This is a genomic window from Microbacterium sp. EYE_78 (genome assembly GCF_023149035.1).
Lineage (GTDB): Bacteria > Actinomycetota > Actinomycetes > Actinomycetales > Microbacteriaceae > Microbacterium.
In genome coordinates this window covers 324,666-340,081 of the sequence record NZ_JAHXMY010000002.1, presented here as the reverse complement: position 1 = coordinate 340,081, position 15,416 = coordinate 324,666, and the positions used below count along the sequence as shown (strand labels likewise).

At 71.8% G+C, this 15,416-nt stretch carries 18 protein-coding genes, 1 tRNA gene and 1 riboswitch; of the genes, 6 read left to right on the top strand and 13 right to left on the bottom strand.

From position 1 onward, the window contains the following. Positions 1–73: 73 nt before the first annotated feature. From KZX17_RS08675 to KZX17_RS08660, 4 genes are all read right to left on the bottom strand, one after another. The gene (locus tag KZX17_RS08675) at positions 74–850 is read right to left on the bottom strand and encodes an LmeA family phospholipid-binding protein (RefSeq protein WP_248172153.1); all 777 of its coding nucleotides are present in this window, start codon (positions 848–850) and stop codon (positions 74–76) included. Between the two features lies 1 nt (position 851). Beyond that, the gene (locus KZX17_RS08670; protein ID WP_248172151.1) at positions 852–2,519 is read right to left on the bottom strand and encodes an arginine--tRNA ligase; all 1,668 of its coding nucleotides are present in this window, start codon (positions 2,517–2,519) and stop codon (positions 852–854) included. Positions 2,520–2,572: 53 nt separating this feature from the next. Further along, the gene (locus KZX17_RS08665) at positions 2,573–3,745 is read right to left on the bottom strand and encodes a GAF domain-containing sensor histidine kinase (RefSeq protein ID WP_248172149.1); all 1,173 of its coding nucleotides are present in this window, start codon (positions 3,743–3,745) and stop codon (positions 2,573–2,575) included. Between the two features lie 76 nt (positions 3,746–3,821). Next, positions 3,822–4,646 carry a transglutaminase-like domain-containing protein gene (locus tag KZX17_RS08660; protein ID WP_248172148.1) on the bottom strand — a complete coding sequence of 275 codons (825 nt, stop codon included), beginning with the start codon at positions 4,644–4,646 and terminating at the stop codon, positions 3,822–3,824. Between the two features lie 124 nt (positions 4,647–4,770). Between KZX17_RS08660 and KZX17_RS08655 the strand changes: the two genes are divergently transcribed. Then, complete coding sequence (locus KZX17_RS08655) at positions 4,771–5,562, top strand: SGNH/GDSL hydrolase family protein (protein ID WP_248172146.1); 792 nt, start codon at positions 4,771–4,773, stop codon at positions 5,560–5,562. Between the two features lie 31 nt (positions 5,563–5,593). Here the strand turns inward: KZX17_RS08655 and KZX17_RS08650 are convergent, their stop codons facing one another. Next, on the bottom strand, positions 5,594–6,238 hold the full coding sequence (locus tag KZX17_RS08650) for an SDR family oxidoreductase (protein ID WP_248172138.1): 645 nt from the start codon (positions 6,236–6,238) through the stop codon (positions 5,594–5,596). 115 nt (positions 6,239–6,353) lie between these two features. On the opposite strand from KZX17_RS08650, the gene KZX17_RS08645 reads away from it, so the two are divergent. Next, a complete protein-coding gene (locus KZX17_RS08645; protein WP_248172136.1) occupies positions 6,354–7,274 on the top strand; it encodes a DUF2510 domain-containing protein in 921 nt (306 codons plus the stop codon). Here the strand turns inward: KZX17_RS08645 and KZX17_RS08640 are convergent. Further along, a complete protein-coding gene (locus KZX17_RS08640) occupies positions 7,262–8,008 on the bottom strand; it encodes a CoA pyrophosphatase (RefSeq protein ID WP_248172134.1) in 747 nt (248 codons plus the stop codon). The two genes, KZX17_RS08645 and KZX17_RS08640, sit on opposite strands and share 13 nt — an antisense overlap. Before the next feature lie 72 nt (positions 8,009–8,080). Here KZX17_RS08640 and KZX17_RS08635 point away from each other — a divergent pair. Beyond that, a tRNA-Arg gene (locus KZX17_RS08635) sits at positions 8,081–8,153 on the top strand. 57 nt (positions 8,154–8,210) lie between these two features. Here KZX17_RS08635 and KZX17_RS08630 read toward each other — a convergent pair. Together KZX17_RS08630 and KZX17_RS08625 are read right to left on the bottom strand one after the other, a co-directional pair. Further along, on the bottom strand, positions 8,211–8,417 hold the full coding sequence (locus KZX17_RS08630) for a hypothetical protein (RefSeq protein WP_248172132.1): 207 nt from the start codon (positions 8,415–8,417) through the stop codon (positions 8,211–8,213). A 107-nt stretch (positions 8,418–8,524) separates the two neighbouring features. Further along, positions 8,525–8,842 carry a multidrug efflux SMR transporter gene (locus KZX17_RS08625; RefSeq protein WP_248174761.1) on the bottom strand — a complete coding sequence of 106 codons (318 nt, stop codon included), beginning with the start codon at positions 8,840–8,842 and terminating at the stop codon, positions 8,525–8,527. A 12-nt stretch (positions 8,843–8,854) separates the two neighbouring features. Then, a riboswitch (guanidine-III (ykkC-III) riboswitch) is annotated at positions 8,855–8,918 on the bottom strand. Positions 8,919–9,136: 218 nt separating this feature from the next. On the opposite strand from KZX17_RS08625, the gene KZX17_RS08620 reads away from it, so the two are divergent. Beyond that, complete coding sequence (locus KZX17_RS08620; RefSeq protein WP_248172130.1) at positions 9,137–9,313, top strand: hypothetical protein; 177 nt, start codon at positions 9,137–9,139, stop codon at positions 9,311–9,313. A 91-nt stretch (positions 9,314–9,404) separates the two neighbouring features. Here KZX17_RS08620 and KZX17_RS08615 read toward each other — a convergent pair whose 3' ends face one another. Together KZX17_RS08615 and KZX17_RS08610 are read right to left on the bottom strand one after the other, a co-directional pair. Next, positions 9,405–9,560, bottom strand: coding sequence for a hypothetical protein (locus tag KZX17_RS08615; protein ID WP_248172128.1), 156 nt, complete (start codon positions 9,558–9,560; stop codon positions 9,405–9,407). Positions 9,561–9,648: 88 nt separating this feature from the next. Next, positions 9,649–10,131, bottom strand: a complete 483-nt coding sequence (locus tag KZX17_RS08610; protein WP_248172126.1) for a pyridoxamine 5'-phosphate oxidase family protein — start codon at positions 10,129–10,131, stop codon at positions 9,649–9,651. A 123-nt stretch (positions 10,132–10,254) separates the two neighbouring features. Here KZX17_RS08610 and KZX17_RS08605 point away from each other — a divergent pair, with 123 nt between their 5' ends. Beyond that, entirely contained in the window at positions 10,255–10,755 is a 501-nt protein-coding gene (locus KZX17_RS08605; RefSeq protein ID WP_248172124.1) for a hypothetical protein, read from the top strand. Positions 10,756–10,767: 12 nt separating this feature from the next. On the opposite strand, the gene KZX17_RS08600 is transcribed toward KZX17_RS08605, so the two are convergent. Genes KZX17_RS08600 through KZX17_RS08590 form a run of 3 tightly spaced genes read right to left on the bottom strand, consistent with a single transcriptional unit; the run spans position 10,768 to position 13,255 of the window. Next, positions 10,768–11,619 (bottom strand): CPBP family intramembrane glutamic endopeptidase, encoded by an 852-nt coding sequence (locus KZX17_RS08600; RefSeq protein ID WP_248172122.1) that lies wholly within the window; start codon positions 11,617–11,619, stop codon positions 10,768–10,770. After that, the gene (gene trmB, locus KZX17_RS08595) at positions 11,619–12,365 is read right to left on the bottom strand and encodes a tRNA (guanosine(46)-N7)-methyltransferase TrmB (protein WP_248172120.1); all 747 of its coding nucleotides are present in this window, start codon (positions 12,363–12,365) and stop codon (positions 11,619–11,621) included. The genes KZX17_RS08600 and trmB overlap by 1 nt, the downstream gene beginning before the upstream one ends. A gap of 56 nt (positions 12,366–12,421) precedes the next feature. Further along, positions 12,422–13,255: a DUF3097 family protein gene (locus tag KZX17_RS08590; RefSeq protein ID WP_248172118.1), complete on the bottom strand. Its 834-nt coding sequence runs from the start codon at positions 13,253–13,255 to the stop codon at positions 12,422–12,424. Between the two features lie 153 nt (positions 13,256–13,408). Between KZX17_RS08590 and KZX17_RS08585 the strand changes: the two genes are divergently transcribed. Further along, the gene (locus tag KZX17_RS08585; RefSeq protein WP_248175590.1) at positions 13,409–15,388 is read left to right on the top strand and encodes a TPM domain-containing protein; all 1,980 of its coding nucleotides are present in this window, start codon (positions 13,409–13,411) and stop codon (positions 15,386–15,388) included. The last annotated feature ends 28 nt before the right edge of the window (positions 15,389–15,416 follow it).

Below are 15,416 nucleotides of genomic sequence, written 5' to 3'. Positions count from 1 at the left end.
CAGGCGGTGTGGCCACACCCGGACGGTGCCCACAGTCTAGGGCACCGGGTGGCTCGCTCCCGGCCCCGTGACGCTACGAGGCGTCGCTGCAGGAACCGGGCTGCTGGGCGGCCTCGTCGCGCAGGATCGCGCTGTCGATGTCGAAGGATGCCACGACCCCCCGGTCCTCGACGACGACGTCCGTGAGCGTGAGCGCCGCCGGCAGGTACTCGGCGAGGCACACGGGCCAGCGTTCGGCGAACGCCCCGACGAGCGGACCTACCTGCTGTCGGAGCGCATCCGCGGACACGTCGACACCCCCGAGGCGGAACGTCGTCGGCGAGAGCACGAGCTCCCCGTCCTCCGCCACCGCGGACAGCCGCACACCCAGCGGGATGGTCGCGCCGAAGACGGACAGCTCGGTGTCGAGGGCGACCTCGGGGGCGTCGAGCGACACCGCATCCACCGGGAATCCGTCGACGCGGGTGAGGATGCCCCGCACCTGCTGCTCGTCGAGGACGACGACCGCGCGGGCGCTGCTCCAGTCGCCGCCGCCCCACACCGGGGCATCCTGGATGTCGACGTCGACGTCGCCCGAGACACCCTCGATCTCGACGTCCTCCGCCGCCAGATGCATCTGCGGGATGCTGCCGACCACCAGCTGCGGCAGCCGCAGACCCGGGATGTCGACGTCGATCGCCTGGTCCTCGGCGAGGCCCAGGTTGGCGACGAGCTGCGACCTGACGACCTGCGGCACGATCGCCCGCGCCGCGAATTCGAGGGCGACGACCAGCGCCGCCAGGACGACCAGCACCACGATCGCGACGATCCAGCCGCGGGGACGGCGACGACGGGCGGCGGCGGTGGTCATGTCACATCCGCTCGGGTGCGCTGACGCCGAGGAGGTCGAGACCGTTGCGCAGCACCTGGCCGGTGGCGTCGTTCAGCCACAGACGCGTGCGGTGGAGGTCCGTGATCTCCTCGTCGCCGAGGGGCGTCACACGGCAGCTGTCGTACCAGCGGTGGTACAGGCTCGCGAGCTCCTCGAGGTAGCGGGCGATGCGGTGCGGCTCGCGAAGCTCTGCGGCGAACGCGACGAGCCGCGGGAACTCCTGCAGCGCGCCCAGGAGCGCGGACTCGGTCTCGTGCGTGAGCAGCTCGGGGGCGAACGCGTCGCGCGCGACACCCGAGTCGGCGGCGTTCCGCGCGACGTTGTGGGTGCGGGCGTGCGCGTACTGCACGTAGAAGACAGGGTTGTCGTTCGTGCGCTTCTGCAGGATCTCGGGGTCGAGGGTCAGCGGCGAGTCCGCCGGCGACCGCTCGAGGGAGTAGCGCAGCGCATCCGTGCCGAGCCATTCGCGCAGGTCGTCGAGCTCGATGATGTTGCCGGCCCGCTTCGACAGCCGCGCCCCGTTCACCGACACGAGCTGCCCGATGAGCACCTCGATGTCCTTCTCGGGGTCGTCGCCCGCCGCGCCCGCGAGCGCCTTGAGACGGTGGACGTAGCCGTGGTGGTCGGCACCGAGGAGGTAGATCTTGTGCGCGAAGCCGCGGTCGCCCTTGTTCAGGTAGTAGGCGGCGTCGGCGGCGAAGTAGGTGTACTCCCCGTTGGAGCGCCGGATGACGCGGTCCTTGTCGTCGCCGAAGTCGGTCGTCCGCACCCAGACGGCACCCTCGGAGTCGAAGACGTGCCCCTGCTCGCGCAGCCGGTCCACGGCCTCGTCGACGAGGCTCGGGCCGCCGTCCTCGCCCGCCGCATGCAGCAGGCGCTCACTGAAGAACACGTCGAAGTGGACGTTGAACTTCTCGAGGGATGCCTGGAGCTCGCCGAGCTGGAACGCGTACGCACGGTCGCGAGCGAGGATCAGCTGCTCGTCGTCGGGCAGGTCCAGGATGCCGGGCTCGGCATCCTTCACGCGGTCGGCGAGGTCGTCGATGTACGCGCCGGCGTACCCGTCCTCGGGCGCCGGCTCGCCCTTCACCCGCGCAAGAACGGAGCGTCCGAAGCGCTCCATCTGCGCGCCGGCGTCGTTGATGTAGAACTCCCGCACGAGGGTGGCCCCGCTCGCGAGCAGCAGACGCGCGATGGCGTCGCCGAGCGCGGCCCACCGCGTGTGGCCGATGTGCATCGGCCCGGTGGGGTTCGCGCTGACGAACTCGAGGTTGATGGTGTTGCCGTCCTGCGACCGGTTGTGACCGAACGCGGCGCCCGCCTCGACGATGGTCTTCGCGAGTGCGCCGGCGGCTGCGGCATCCAGTCGGATGTTGATGAACCCCGGGCCGGCGACCTCGACCGACGCGACACCGTCGACGGCGGCGAGCGCCGTCGCGACGTCGGCGGCGAACTCGCGCGGGTTCGCACCGATCTGCTTCGAGAGCTTCAGGGCTGCGTTGGAGGCCCAGTCGCCGTGGTCGCGGTTCTTCGGCCGCTCGACCGGGAAGTCCGCAACGGTCAGCGCGTCGCTCGCACCGGGTCGTCGCGCCTCGACGAGGGGGGCGATGACGGCGAGGAGGGCTGCGGAGAGGGCGTCGGGAGTCATAACCCGTCAAGTCTACGGTCGCGCCCGCCCGGCCATGCGCGGCGCCGGCGCGCTCACGAGACGGGGAGGACCACCCACACCCGCGCACCGCCGAGCGGCGAATCGTCGATCCCCATGCGCCCGCCGTGGGACTCCGCGATCCGGCGGCACGTCGCCAGGCCGATGCCGAAGCCGGGCGCCGTCGTGTTCGACCCGCGCTCGAGGGGCTCGAACACGAGCTCCCGCTCGGCGAGGGGCACGCCGGGGCCGTTGTCGTCGACAGCGATCTGCACGCCGCCGATCGTCGGACGCACGGTGATCTCCACGCGGGCCGTGCCTCCGGCTGCGCCGGCGAACTTGACGGCGTTGCCGACGAGGTTCTGCACGAGCACACCGAGCAGCGTGGGATCGCCGTCGACCGCGACGGTCGTGTCGACCGTGATGTCCGCGCCGTCCGCCATCCCCGCCGTCCGCAGGTCCTCGACCGCCGATGTGACCAACGGGCGGACGTCGACAGAGGTGCGGCGAACGGGCGCGCCCCCGACGCGGGCGTAGTCGAGCAGGCGTCCGATCATGCCGGTCATGCGGTCGGCGACGGATTCGGCGCGGGCGAGGGCGCGGGATGCCGCCGGCAGCCCGGCCACCTCGGGCACCTCCGAGGCGAGCTCGATGTACCCGGCGAGCGCCGTCAGCGGGTTGCGCAGGTCGTGGGCGACCTGCGCCGCGAAGCTCTCGAGCTGCTCGTTGGACTCGCCGAGCTCCCGGGTCAGACGGCGGAGCTCGAGGACGTCCACGATCTGGTGCGCGATCAGCTTCAGCGCTTCGCTGTCGGCGTCGGCCAGTTCGCGCGGTGTCTCGTCGAAGACGCAGATGGTGCCGATTGGCACACCCATGGGGGTGATGAGCGGGCTCGACGCGTAGAAGCGCACGTTCGCGATCTCGCCCGTCACGAACGGATTGGTCGCGAACCGCTCGTCGAGGGTGACGTCCTCGATCACCGTGTGCCCGGGTTTGCGGAACACCACCGCGCACATCGAGTCCTCGCGGCTGCAGACGGCGGGCTCGATCCCGACCGCCGCGATCTGGTGCTGGAAGCGGTCGTCGATGATGTTGATGACGGCGGTCGGCGCATCGCAGACGGTGGCCGCGAGCTGCACGAGTCCCTCGAGGTCGGGTTCGGGCGCCCGCCCGACCACACCGTAGTCCTCGATGATCGCGCGTCGGATCGCGTCGTCAGCCGTCTGCACGTGTCCATCCCCCCAGGAAGTCTCGCGATTCACCCTAGCCATGCCGACGAGGGGACGGGTCCGTGTCGCGTCGGCGTCACGACAGGGAGACGAGCTCCGCGCGGTCATCGAGGAGGGGGTCGGATGCCGCGGCGACGAGCTCGACATCCCCCTCGACGCGCGCATCGACGAACATCCGCCGCAGGGTGAGGTTCGCGCCGTAGTAGCTCAGGAAGGCGCAGTCCGCGGCATCCCTCCCCGTCGCGATGCGCACGAGGCCTCGGCGGTGCGAGAGCCGCGTCGCGTCGACGACGAGCCACCGGCCGTCGATCCACGCCTCGGCCACGGCGTGGAAGTCCATCGGGATGAGACCCGGCGCGTAGCAGGCGACGTATCGAGCGGGCACGTCCATCGCGCGCAGGAGCGCGATCACCAGGTGGGCGTAGTCCCGACAGACCCCGCGGCCGGTCGCCAGTGTCGTCACCGCCGAATCCGTCCCGAGCGACAGCCCCGGTGAGTACGTCACCGTCTCGGCGACGAAGCGCTCGACGGCGCGCAGGAGGTCGGCGCCGCGCAGCGCGCCGAACTGCCTGCGCGCCTGTGCGAAGACGGAGTCCGAAGGCGCGTAGCGACTCGGCCGCAGGTAGACGGCGGTGTCGAGGGACGAGGCGGCGGCCGGCGGGCCGGCGTCGCCGACGACCGCGTCGTAGCGGATCTCCAGCGGTCCTGGTCCGACCCGGAGGCGATGCAGCCGGCTGCCGGTCGCGTCCAGGACGACCTCGGGCTCGAGGTACTCGCCGTCGCGGCTGAGCGTCATGCGCTCGCTGTGCCGGGGGACGCCGTCGGCCACCGCGACCGAGAGGATGAGGTCGAGTTCGCCCTCCACCTCGAGGTCGAGCTCGGACCGGACGACGCGCTGCACCGGGCAATCCTCGCACGGGGCATCCCCCACCGGCCGATCCCTCGGCATGGCGTTCGCGGGTCGCGTTGCTCGCGCCGAGAATTCATCGCACTGGATGCATCCGTCATCGCTTACCCTCGTTCGCATGACTTCTGAACGACGTGCGCGGACCTGGGGGCTCGCCGTCGTCGCCACCGGTGTGGCCGCGATCGTCGCCCTCTCCGCCTGGCAGCCGTGGCGTACTGCGGCGACCCTCGACGCCGCGTCCGGTGCCGCGTCGGCGTCGGACGTCGAACCGCTCTCGGTGCCGGCCGACGCGCGGGTGCTCGTCTTCGGGGACTCCTGGACCTACGGGGCTGCGGCGAACCGCCCGACCGAGGGGTATGCGTACCGCCTCGGGGAGCTCGAAGGATGGGATGTCACCGTCGACGGCGTGCGCGGCTCGGGGTACATGCGCGCCGGCATCGACGGTCCGGACTTCGCCACCCGCGCCGAGTACCTCGACCCCGACGCCGACTACGACCTGGTGATCATCCAGGGGTCCATCAACGATCGTCTGCAGGGCGCCTTCGGGTATCGCGACGCCGTCGACGTCGCCTGGGACAGGTTCGAGCGCACCTACCCGCGGGCGCAGTTCGTGATCCTCGGACCGACGCCCCATGCGTTTCCGGTGCACGAGGGGACGGGCCGCATCGACCGCGACCTCCAGGCCGAAGCCGCGGAGCGCCACTGGTGGTATATCTCCCCGCTGCAGGAGCAGTGGATCACGCCCGCCAACTACCTCGACGTGATCGACCCGGGCGCGGGTCGGTGGCACCCCTCGACCGAGGGGCACCGCTACCTGGCCGAGCGACTGGTCGCCGCATTGGCCGAGCGGACCGCGACGACGGATGCCGGTGCTCCGGCCGACGAGGATCTGACCCCGGTCGTGCCCTGACCGCCGGGGGCCCTCACGACCCCGATCGGCGTCAGCCGCGGATCGCCTCGGCGATCGGTGTCTGCCCCGCGTTGAACGAGATGGTGCGCCGGACCGTCGTCGCATCGTCGACGGTCGCCGCGATGACCGCCGCGACGTCTGCCCGCGAGACGGACTCGCCCTGCTCGGCGTCAGCGTCGATCCGCCCCGTGGGCTCGTCCAGCGTGAGCGCGGACGGCGCGAGGATCGTCCAGTCCAGACCACTCGTGCGCAACCGCTCGTCTGCGGCGGCCTTCGCCTCCGCGTAAGCGAAGAAGGCGTCTTCGGGGTCCACGCCGTGATCCGCGCCTGCACCGAAGTACGACACCATCACGTAGCGCGGGACGCCCGCGGCCTCGGCGGCCTCGATCGATCGGATCGCGGCGTCGCGGTCGACCGCCCAGGTGCGCTGCGGGTCGCCCCCGCCGGCACCCGCGGACCACACGACGACGTCGTTGCCCGAGACGAGGTTCGTGAACTGGCCGAGGTCGAAGCCTTCGACGTCGGCGACGAGGGGCGTGGCGCCGGTCGCGGCGACCTCCTCCTCGTGCGCGGGGTTGCGGAACACCGAGGTCACGTGATGCCCCGCCTCGACCAGGAGGGGGGAGAGCAGGAGGGCAACCTTGCCGTGTCCACCGATGAGCAGGATGCGGGCCATGACGGCTCCTTTCGTCGACTCACGACCCTAGGTCGGACATCTCGACGAGCGGGTCCCCTTGCGCTTGTAGCCTCGACGTGGAAGACGGCGCGACCGCCGGCGAAGGGGGACCCTGATGACCGAGACCGTTGCCGCCGGCTGGTATCCGGCGCCGCACGCCGGAGGCGAGCTGCGCTACTGGGATGGTGCGGCCTGGCATGCCGCTCCCCCGTTCGTGCCGCCGGGGACGGCGCCGGGCATGTCCCGTCCGCACCCGTACGGGCCTGCGGCGCCGACGGCACGCCAGGGCGTGGCGGTCGCCGCGCTCGTCGTGGGCGCCGGCGCGCTGTTCCTGGGTCTCGTGCCGTTCGTGGGTGCCGCGATCGCCCTCGCCGGTACGGTTCTCGGGATCGTTGCGCTCGTGAAGCGTCAGCACAGGGTGCTGTCGGTCCTCGGCCTCGTGCTCTCGGGGGTCGCCCTGGTCTGGGGCGGACTCGTGACGGCAGCCGTCGTTGTCTCGATCGTCGATGCCGCCGGAAGCAGCGTCGATGCCGAGGCGCCGTCGGCGCCGGCGCCTGAGGCATCCGACCCCTCGGACGGGACCGGGATCGGCCCGCTCGCCCCCGAGTCCGGAGCGGGCTCGTTCGCCGAACCGCTCCCCCAGCCCTACGTGTCCGAGGGCTCATCCGGCGTCGATTACCGCGCCGAGGTGCGGATGTGGGACGACGACGCCACGGCCGAGGTCGCCGCGTGGAACGAGTACAACCCCGCCCCGGGCGCGGGCGAGAAGTACGTGCTCGTCGAGATGACGGTCACGGGCGGCAACCCCGAGGGGACCGAGGCCTCGTATGCGGCATACGATCTCTCGCTCGCCACCTCGGCGCAGGATGTGTACGGCCCCGCCTTCATCCTCGGCGAAGAGGGCGGCGTGCCGCTGCTGACCGACTTCGGAACCCTCGACGAGGGTGAGCGCGTCACCGGCGTCGTGGCGTACCTCGTGCCCGTGGGCGCAGAGGACTTCGAACTGGCCGACTACCGGTCCTTCTACGACTTCTGAGGCTCCCGGCCGGCAGGGGGAGCCGGCAGCGGGATGACCCGGGAGGCATCCCATCGTTCGTCCCACCCGAGCCGGGACAGCAGGCCGTCCAGGATGAGGGCGGTGAACCCCCAGACGAGCCGCTCGCCGCGCGCCGTCGGCAGGAGGAAGGCGGGACCGCGGAACTCCCCGCGGTCGCTCCGGACGATCGTCACACCACGGTTGGCGGGATCGACCAGGTCGGCGACAGGCGCACGGAAGACGTCCGCCGACTCGGCGACGTCCATCACCTGCACGGGCGACGGCCGTCGCCACCAGCCGACCACCGGGGTCACGAGGTGACGCGAGAAGGCGAGGGGGATGCGCTCGAGCACACCCAGCACCTCGACGCCCGTGACATCCAGCCCCGTCTCCTCATGGGCCTCTCGGAGCGCGGCGGCGACGGCATCCGCGTCCTCGGGGTCCACCCGGCCGCCGGGGAAGGCGACCTGACCGGGATGCGCCCGCAGCGTCTCGGCCCGCGAGAGGAGCAGCACGTCGAGATCGCGCGAGACCGCACCGTCCTGTGGCGCACTCCGCGAGGGCGAGCGGTCGAGCACGCCGAAGAGGATGAGCACCGCCGCATCGCGCGCGTCGGCGGCCGCCGGCATCGACCGGAGGGCGTCGAACGCCGCATCCGATCGCCCCGCCGTGACGTCTGCGATGACGGCCTGCAACTGCTCGCGCGCCGTCGACGGTCGCGCGGTCAGGTCCATGACGACAGGCTAAGCGACCGGGACGACGGCGGCGCGGGGACGGTCTCCACCGGTGATAGTCTCGACCGGTGCGCCTCCGTAGCTCAGGGGATAGAGCGCTGGTTTCCGGTACCAAAGGTCGGGGGTTCGAATCCCTCCGGGGGCACAGGAGAAGCGAAGGGGACTCGGCCTAGCCGGGTCCCCTTCACTGTTGGAGCAGCCGTCAGTCGCTCTGCTCGTCCTCTTCGGGCTCGAACGTCGACGTGGTGCCGGTGTGACCGGCGGCCACGCCCTCGGGGTCGCTCGGGATCGTCCCGTCCTGCCCGAGACCGTCGGGCTTCGGGGTCCCTTCGTCGTCGTGGGTGGGCACTTCGACGTCTGCACCCTCGTACGCGTTCTCGTCGCGGTCCAGCTGGCTGTCGTCGGACATTCGCTCCTCCTGTCGCAGGCGGCCGGCCCCGCCTCGCGAGGCTGCCGATGCCGCGACGGTAACCCTGGCAGCAGGTGCTCTGCGCGGGGTTGACAGGGTGGGCGCGCTCAGTCCGACACGATCTTGAGGCCGACGATGCAGGCGACGATGCCGAGCAGCAGCAGCACCTTCACGATGGACACCGACTCGGCGCCCGTGATCATCGCCCAGGCGACCGTCAGCGAGGCGCCGACGCCCACCCACACCGCGTACCCGGTGCCGGTGGGGATCTCCCGCAGGGCGTATGCGAGACCGCCCATGCTGGCGACGAGTGCGACGCCGAAGGTGACGGTGGGCCAGAGTTTCGTGAAGCCCTCCGAGCGCCCGAGCGCCGTCGCCCAGACGGCTTCGAGGATCCCCGCAAGGATGAGGATGACCCAAGACAACATCACTGACCTCCTGGCCAGTCTTGTCGCTCACCGGGTACTGATCCGTCGTCCGGAGGTCCGATCGGGACCCGCGGGGAGTCTATAGAGCCGGCCTGGGCACCGCCTGGGCAGGGTGCCGCGTCTCGGTTCACCTGTCGTGACATGCCGTGGGGCGCTGCTCTTCGCGACAGGGGAACCGGGGGTGGGATGCAGACCCACCACCGCTCTCGCGAGCGACATCATCCTCAAGGATGACCACGTCGAGCCCGCGGGCGGACGCGCAGCGGTAGGGCCGATTCATACCGTCGAATCATGGCCACAGCGACCCTCTCGACTCCCTCGACCTCACGTGCGCGCAGCACCGCGTCAGCGGCAGTGCTCTCAATCCTCGGCAGCGTCGCCGCCATCGCGATCGCCGCCGTGGGCCTGCTCGTCGTCCCGGTCGCGCTCGCGATCGTCTTCTTGCCGACAGTGATCGAGCTGTTCTGACATCTCCGACGCGGGAGCGCCCGCCCACATGAGAACCGCCGCCGCGCTGCAGGCGAACTGCGCGCGACGGCGGGTCGGGGTCGATCAGGGGTCAGCCGCCCGAGGGGTTCTCGATGGGCGTGCCGTCCTCATCGGTCGTCACCGGCGGATTCTCGTCGGGCGAGCCGCCCGACGCGGTGTCGGCCTCGGTCCCCTCATCCGGGACGCCGTGGGTGTTGTGCTGGTCCGAGCCGTTCGTGTCGCTCATCGCGGTCCTTCCGGTCGCTGTCGGTCACGTGATCGCGACGCTACGCATCGCTTCGGCCGACACGGAGGGCCTTGACAGTCCGCGCCGATCAGAGGTCGACCGTCTCGTTGCGGCCCTCGTAGGGCTCGCCCGTCACCTTCGACTTCACGAGACTCACGATCGACGCGACCACGCCGCCGGGGCTGCTCCAGTACTCCCCCGACACCGCGTCGATCTTGGCGAGCGTGATGTTCGGGTCCTCCGGCCCGTCGGGGAACCAGGCCTCGACGGCCGGCGACCAGTACTCGCGCAGCCGGGCGGGATCGTCGACGATCTCAGCCCGACCCGCGAGCGACACCCACGCGTCGTTCGTGCTGAGTGCGACCCCGACGCGCGGGCGCTGCGCGATGTGGGCCGCGAACGATGAGTCGCGGGCGACGATGAACCACAGATCGCCGTCGAACTCCCTGTCCTGCACCGTCAGCGGACGCGCCGTCAGCGCGCCGTCCTCGTCGGTCGTCGTGACCATCGCGAAGCGGAACTTCGGCAGCAGGTCGATGAGTGTCGCGCGCGGATCCTTCTCGGTGGCCATGCGGCCCTCCTTCGTCTCACCGTCAGGCTCGCACCGCACCGGCGAGGGCTCGCAGGGCTTGACAGCCGCGGGGACTGCGCGTCCGGGATGCCGCGACGGCGGCGCGTGTGCCAGGCTCACCGCATGTCGACGCGACAGCTCCGCATCCTCATCGCCGTCCTCGGGACCGCCGCCGTCACGGCCTATGCCGTGGTTCTCCTCCGCCAGATCACCGTCTGGAACCCGATGGCCGCCGTCCCGGGGCTCACGCTGGAGGAGATCGGCGCCCAGGCGGCGGCGCGGGGCGACACGGTCTTCAGCGCCTTCCCCCCGTTCGTCGCCGGCGCCGGGATCGTGGTGGCGGTGGGAATCCTCGTGCTTGCGACCGTGTCGAGGCGCGGGAGTGCGCCCGCGTTCGCGGCGATGTACCTGGCGCTGCTCGTCGGTGGCGCACCCGCCTACGTCACCGCATCGTTCGGCCCCGGGATGGCGATCGCCGATGCGTTCGCGACGAGCGGCGGCGATCACGCTCCCGGCGGCTCGTACCTCATGGCCGTCAGCGCCGCCGCCGGTGTCGCACTCGTCGTGTGGGTCGTCGCCCTCGCCACGTCGTCCCGTCGCGTTCAGGCCGCGCCGGCGCGCTGAGCCCGACGCGCGTCAGGGCGACGGGACGAGGAAGATCGCGTCCAGCAGGCCGGGGTTGTGCGCATGGACGAGCACACCGAAGACGACCGCGTCGAACAGCAGGTGGACGGTCACGACGTAGGCGAGAGACTTCGTCCGCAGGAAGATCACGGCCTGGAGCAGGGCGAATGGGATCGTCAGCGCGGGACCCCACGCGCGGTAGCCGAGCTCCCACAGGAACGAGACGAAGACGATCGCCTGCAGCACGTTGGCCGTCGCATCGGCGAAATGCCGACGCAGGAGCGCGAAGCACGTGCAGATGAAGAACAGTTCGTCCCAGATGCCGACGGCGCCGACCCCGACGAACAGCCGGGCGATGAGGTCCGAGGTGTCGACGACGGGCCAGTTCTCGTAGACGCCCGACGTGATGAAGTAGAACGGCAGCAGCAGCCAGCCGAGGACGAGCACCCCCACCAGCCACGCCCACTGCCATCCGGTCCACCGGCCGCCACCCCGCCAGGGGAACCGGATCGCGTGATCACGGTAGACGAACCGCGACACCAGGTACGGGACCAGCACCGCGCCGCCGAGCGCCAGCGTGAACCGGAGCATCGCCGCGTTGTCGAGCTCGGCCTTCAGCGGGATGACGCTGACGATGAGCAGTCCGACCGCGATGAGCGAGAGGTCGCGCGTCAGCGATGGGGTGGATGCCGCGGCATCCCGCCGTTCGATCAGCACCGCGACCGCGAGCCCCGCGGCCAGCAGCAGCCACCCGAGCCACGGGATCAACGCGACGAAGAACGCGGGAGCCGCGAGACAGACGAGCAGCGCCGGCACGACGCGCACGTCGACGACCGGCCTGACTGCGGCGTCCCCGCGGACCATCAGGGGGTCCGCGGCCCGCGCCGGTACGTGAGGTCCCGGATGTCGCGTCCCTTGGCGATGCCCTTCCGCTCGAACGCGGTCATGATGCGGCCGTCGAAGCGCTCGGCCCACTCCCCATCGAACGCGGGCACGAGATCCGCTGCGCCCGCGAGGACCTCCCGCATCTGGAGCGCGTAGTCCTCCCAGTCGGTCGCGAGGCGCAGGATGCCGCCGTCGCGCAGCGCGCGGGCGGCGAGGGCGGGGAACTCCCCCGCGACGAGGCGGCGCTTGTTGTGCCGAGCCTTGTGCCACGGGTCGGGGAAGAAGATCCACAGTTCGTCGACGGATGCCTCGGGCAGCAGGTGCTCGAGCACCTCGGGCGCGTTCGCCTCGACGAGACGGAGGTTCCGGGCGCCCGCCCGGTCGGCGTCGAGCATCGTGCGGGCAAGGCCCGCGCGGAACACCTCGACGGCGATGAAGTCCCGACCCTGGTCCGACGACGCGGCGTGCACGATGGCGTGCCCCTGGCCGGAGCCGATCTCGACCACGAGGGGTGCGGCGCGGCCGAACTCGAGCGCCGGGTCGATCGTCGTCCCGGGGCGGATGCTGGTGGCCGCGGCATCCCGTTCGACCTCGAGCAGGTACGTGCCCGAGAGTTCCTCCCAGGCCCGTTCCTGCGCGTCGCTCATGCGACCGCTGCGGCGGACGAACGAGACGGGCTTGTCGCGGAAGCGCGGCGCGGACTCCGGCGCGTCAGGGTCGGGCATGCCACCAGGGTATCCGGCGGTCGCCGGCGGACCCGCGGGGCCCTTGCGCCTGCCGCTCACGCGGTCACGAAGTCGATCAGCTCCTCGACACGGCCGAGCAGGGCCGGGTCGAGGTCGCGATAGGTCTTCACCGAGCGGAGGATGCGCTGCCAGTTGCGGGCGAGGTCGACATGGTCGTCCGCGGGCCAGCCGAGCGCGCGGCTGACGCCGGTCTTCCAGTCGATCCCCCGCGGCACCTGCGGCCACGACGGGATGCCGAGGGTCGCCGGCAGCACGCACTGCCAGACGTCCACGTGCGGGTGCCCCACGATCTTGAGGTGTCGGCCGTGCGGCCCGCGGAGGATCTGCTCCGCGATCCGGGTCTCCTTCGACCCCGGCACCAGATGGTCCACGAGCACGCCGTAGCGCCGCTCCGCGGTGGGCGGCTCGTCGCGGAGCAGCTCGTCGAGCAGGTCGATGCCCTGCAGGAACTCGACGACCACGCCCTCGATCCGGAGGTCGTCGCCCCAGACCTTCTCGACGAGCTCGGCGTCGTGCTTGCCTTCGACGAGGATGCGCGACGCGCGCGCCACCCGAGCACGTGCCTGCGGCGCCGCGAACGATCCCGAGGCCGTCCGCGCACGTCCGGCCGGTGCGGGGGCGGCGGGCGGCGTCAGCTCGACGGCCGCGCCGTCGACGAGGAATCCGCCGCCGAGCGGGAACAGCCGGATGCGGCCGTGGCGGTCCTCGAGCTCGACGTGGCCGGACGCCACGCGGGTCACCGCGCCGACGTAGCCGTCGCCGGCGACCTCGACGACGAGATCCCGCTCGGCGGCCACCTTCGCCACCACCGGGCGTCCTCGATCGCGCCATCCCTTCGCGAGCACATCGCTTCCGTACCGGTCGTCCATCGGCACCTCCCGAAGGCGCGAGCCTAGGACACGAACACATGGTGAACGCACAGGCGCACCGCGCGGATGCCGCTATCGAGACATGCGGAACGCGGCATAGACTCGCGAGAGGCGGTTCCGACCGCACCGAGCGACTCCCCGGAGGACTGGACGATGCGATTCCGCGTGCCAGCCGCACTCGCGGCCGCGGTCGCCGTCGCGCTCGCACCGATCGCATTGCCCGCGGCATCGGCGACCGAGCCCGTGACCCTCGACGCCGACCAGGTGCTCGATCAGGCAGGCGTCCTCTCCGACGACGAGGAGGCGCAGCTGAACGCTCGCCTGGACACCCTCGCCGAAGAGGCCGAGGTGGGGCTCTGGGTCGTCTACGTCGACGCGTTCACCGACCCGGCGTCGGCACGCGAGTGGGCGAACGACACCGCGGAGCTCAACAGCCTCGGTCCGAACCAGTACCTGCTCGCGATCGCCACCGAGGGCCGCGCGTTCTACCTTTCCTCGGACTCGTCGGGACCCATCGCGGACGACCGGATCGGGGAGATCGAGCAGGACGCCGTCGCGCCGCGTCTGGAAGCGGGCGACTGGACGGGCGCGGGCGTCGCCGCGGCCGACGGACTGCAGGAAGCACGCTCGGGTGGCGGGATGGGCGGTCTCTGGGTCGTCCTCCTCGTCGTGGCGGCCATCGCTGCCCTCGTCGTCTGGGCGGTGCTGCGACGACGTCGTCAGCGCGGCACCCAGCCCTCCGCGGCACCGCAGGTGCCGCTCGAGGACCTCGAACGGCAGGCAGGGACCGCCCTCGTGCAGACCGACGACGCGGTCACCGCGAGCGCGCAGGAGCTCGGTTTCGCCAAGGCGGAGTTCGGCGACGCCGCGACCGTCGAGTTCGAGCAGGCCATCGCCGCTGCGCGAACCGCGCTCGAGCGCGCGTTCGCGCTGCAGCAGCAGATGGACGACGAGACGCCCGACACCCCTGAGCAGCGACGCGCCTGGTACACCGAGATCATCGAGCTCTGCCGGAACGCGGACGCGGCACTCGACGAGAAGGCCGACGCGTTCGACGCCCTCCGCAGCCTCGCGAAGAACGCACCCGAGGCACTCGGGCGCGTCCAGGCTCGCCGCGCCGAGGTCGCAGCGAGCCTCGACGCCGCATCGACCCGGCTCGACGAGCTCCGCGGGGACTACGCCGCCGGCGCCCTGGCCACGGTCGCCGACAACCCCGCACAGGCGCGGGACCGGTTGGCCTTCGCCGACGAGCGGCTGACCGAGGCCCAGACCGCGGTCGAGTCGGGCGACGGCGCGGCGGCGGCTGTCGGCATCCGCGCGGCCGAGCAGGCCGTCGACCAGGCGGCAGTCCTCGAGGAGGCGATCGATCGCCTCGGCGCAGACCTCGCCACCGCGGAGCGCGCCGCCGCCGCACTGCTGACGGACCTGGACGCCGACCTCGCCGCCGCTGCGGCGACCCCCGATCCCGAGGGCCGCCTGGCGCCGGTCGTCGCCTCGACCCGGCAGAAGGTCGACTCGGCGCGTCAGACGCTCAGCGGCGCAGCGCGCGACCCGCTCGCCGCCGTCGCCTTGCTCGACGGCGCGAACGCCGAGATCGACGCGGCACTCGGCGCCGTCCGCGACGCGCAGCAGCGCGCCGACCGGGCGCGGTCGGTGCTCGCACAGACGATCCTGCAGGCCAAGGCCCAGGTGTCCGCGGCCGAGGACTTCATCAGCGCGCGCCGCGGCGCCGTCGGTGCGACCGCAAGGACGCGACTGGCCGAAGCGGGCGCCACGCTCGTCCAGGCGACCCAGCTGCAGGACACCGACCCCGAGCGGGCACTGTCCCTCGCCCAGCGCGCCGGCGCTTTGGCCGGTCAGGCGACGCAGCACGCGCAGAACGACGTCGGGTCGTTCGCCGGCGGCGGAACCGGTGGCGGCGGAGGCGACTTCGGCGGCATGCTGGGCGGCATCATCCTCGGATCGCTGCTGAACGGCGGCGGGGGCGGCTTCGGCGGCTCCAGCCGACGGAGCGGCGGATTCGGCGGCGGAGGGTTCGGCGGCGGTGGCGGCTTCGGCGGGCCGTCCCGCGGCCGCTCCTCCGGCGGCCGCAGCAGCGGCTCCCGATCCCGACGAGGGGGCGGTCGATTCTGATCTTCCGACGACGTGCCCCGCAGAACCA

Coding starts and splice junctions, on each gene's coding strand:
- KZX17_RS08605 (WP_248172124.1), top strand. CDS start 10,255: ATGTCGACGCGACAGCTCCGCATCCTCATCGCCGTCCTCGGGACCGCC.
- KZX17_RS08610 (WP_248172126.1), bottom strand. CDS start 10,131: ATGGCCACCGAGAAGGATCCGCGCGCGACACTCATCGACCTGCTGCCG.
- KZX17_RS08650 (WP_248172138.1), bottom strand. CDS start 6,238: ATGGCCCGCATCCTGCTCATCGGTGGACACGGCAAGGTTGCCCTCCTG.
- KZX17_RS08640 (WP_248172134.1), bottom strand. CDS start 8,008: ATGGACCTGACCGCGCGACCGTCGACGGCGCGCGAGCAGTTGCAGGCC.
- KZX17_RS08600 (WP_248172122.1), bottom strand. CDS start 11,619: ATGGTCCGCGGGGACGCCGCAGTCAGGCCGGTCGTCGACGTGCGCGTC.
- KZX17_RS08620 (WP_248172130.1), top strand. CDS start 9,137: ATGGCCACAGCGACCCTCTCGACTCCCTCGACCTCACGTGCGCGCAGC.
- KZX17_RS08675 (WP_248172153.1), bottom strand. CDS start 850: ATGACCACCGCCGCCGCCCGTCGTCGCCGTCCCCGCGGCTGGATCGTC.
- KZX17_RS08585 (WP_248175590.1), top strand. CDS start 13,409: ATGCGATTCCGCGTGCCAGCCGCACTCGCGGCCGCGGTCGCCGTCGCG.
- KZX17_RS08645 (WP_248172136.1), top strand. CDS start 6,354: ATGACCGAGACCGTTGCCGCCGGCTGGTATCCGGCGCCGCACGCCGGA.
- KZX17_RS08670 (WP_248172151.1), bottom strand. CDS start 2,519: ATGACTCCCGACGCCCTCTCCGCAGCCCTCCTCGCCGTCATCGCCCCC.
- KZX17_RS08630 (WP_248172132.1), bottom strand. CDS start 8,417: ATGTCCGACGACAGCCAGCTGGACCGCGACGAGAACGCGTACGAGGGT.
- KZX17_RS08655 (WP_248172146.1), top strand. CDS start 4,771: ATGACTTCTGAACGACGTGCGCGGACCTGGGGGCTCGCCGTCGTCGCC.
- trmB (WP_248172120.1), bottom strand. CDS start 12,365: ATGCCCGACCCTGACGCGCCGGAGTCCGCGCCGCGCTTCCGCGACAAG.
- KZX17_RS08590 (WP_248172118.1), bottom strand. CDS start 13,255: ATGGACGACCGGTACGGAAGCGATGTGCTCGCGAAGGGATGGCGCGAT.
- KZX17_RS08615 (WP_248172128.1), bottom strand. CDS start 9,560: ATGAGCGACACGAACGGCTCGGACCAGCACAACACCCACGGCGTCCCG.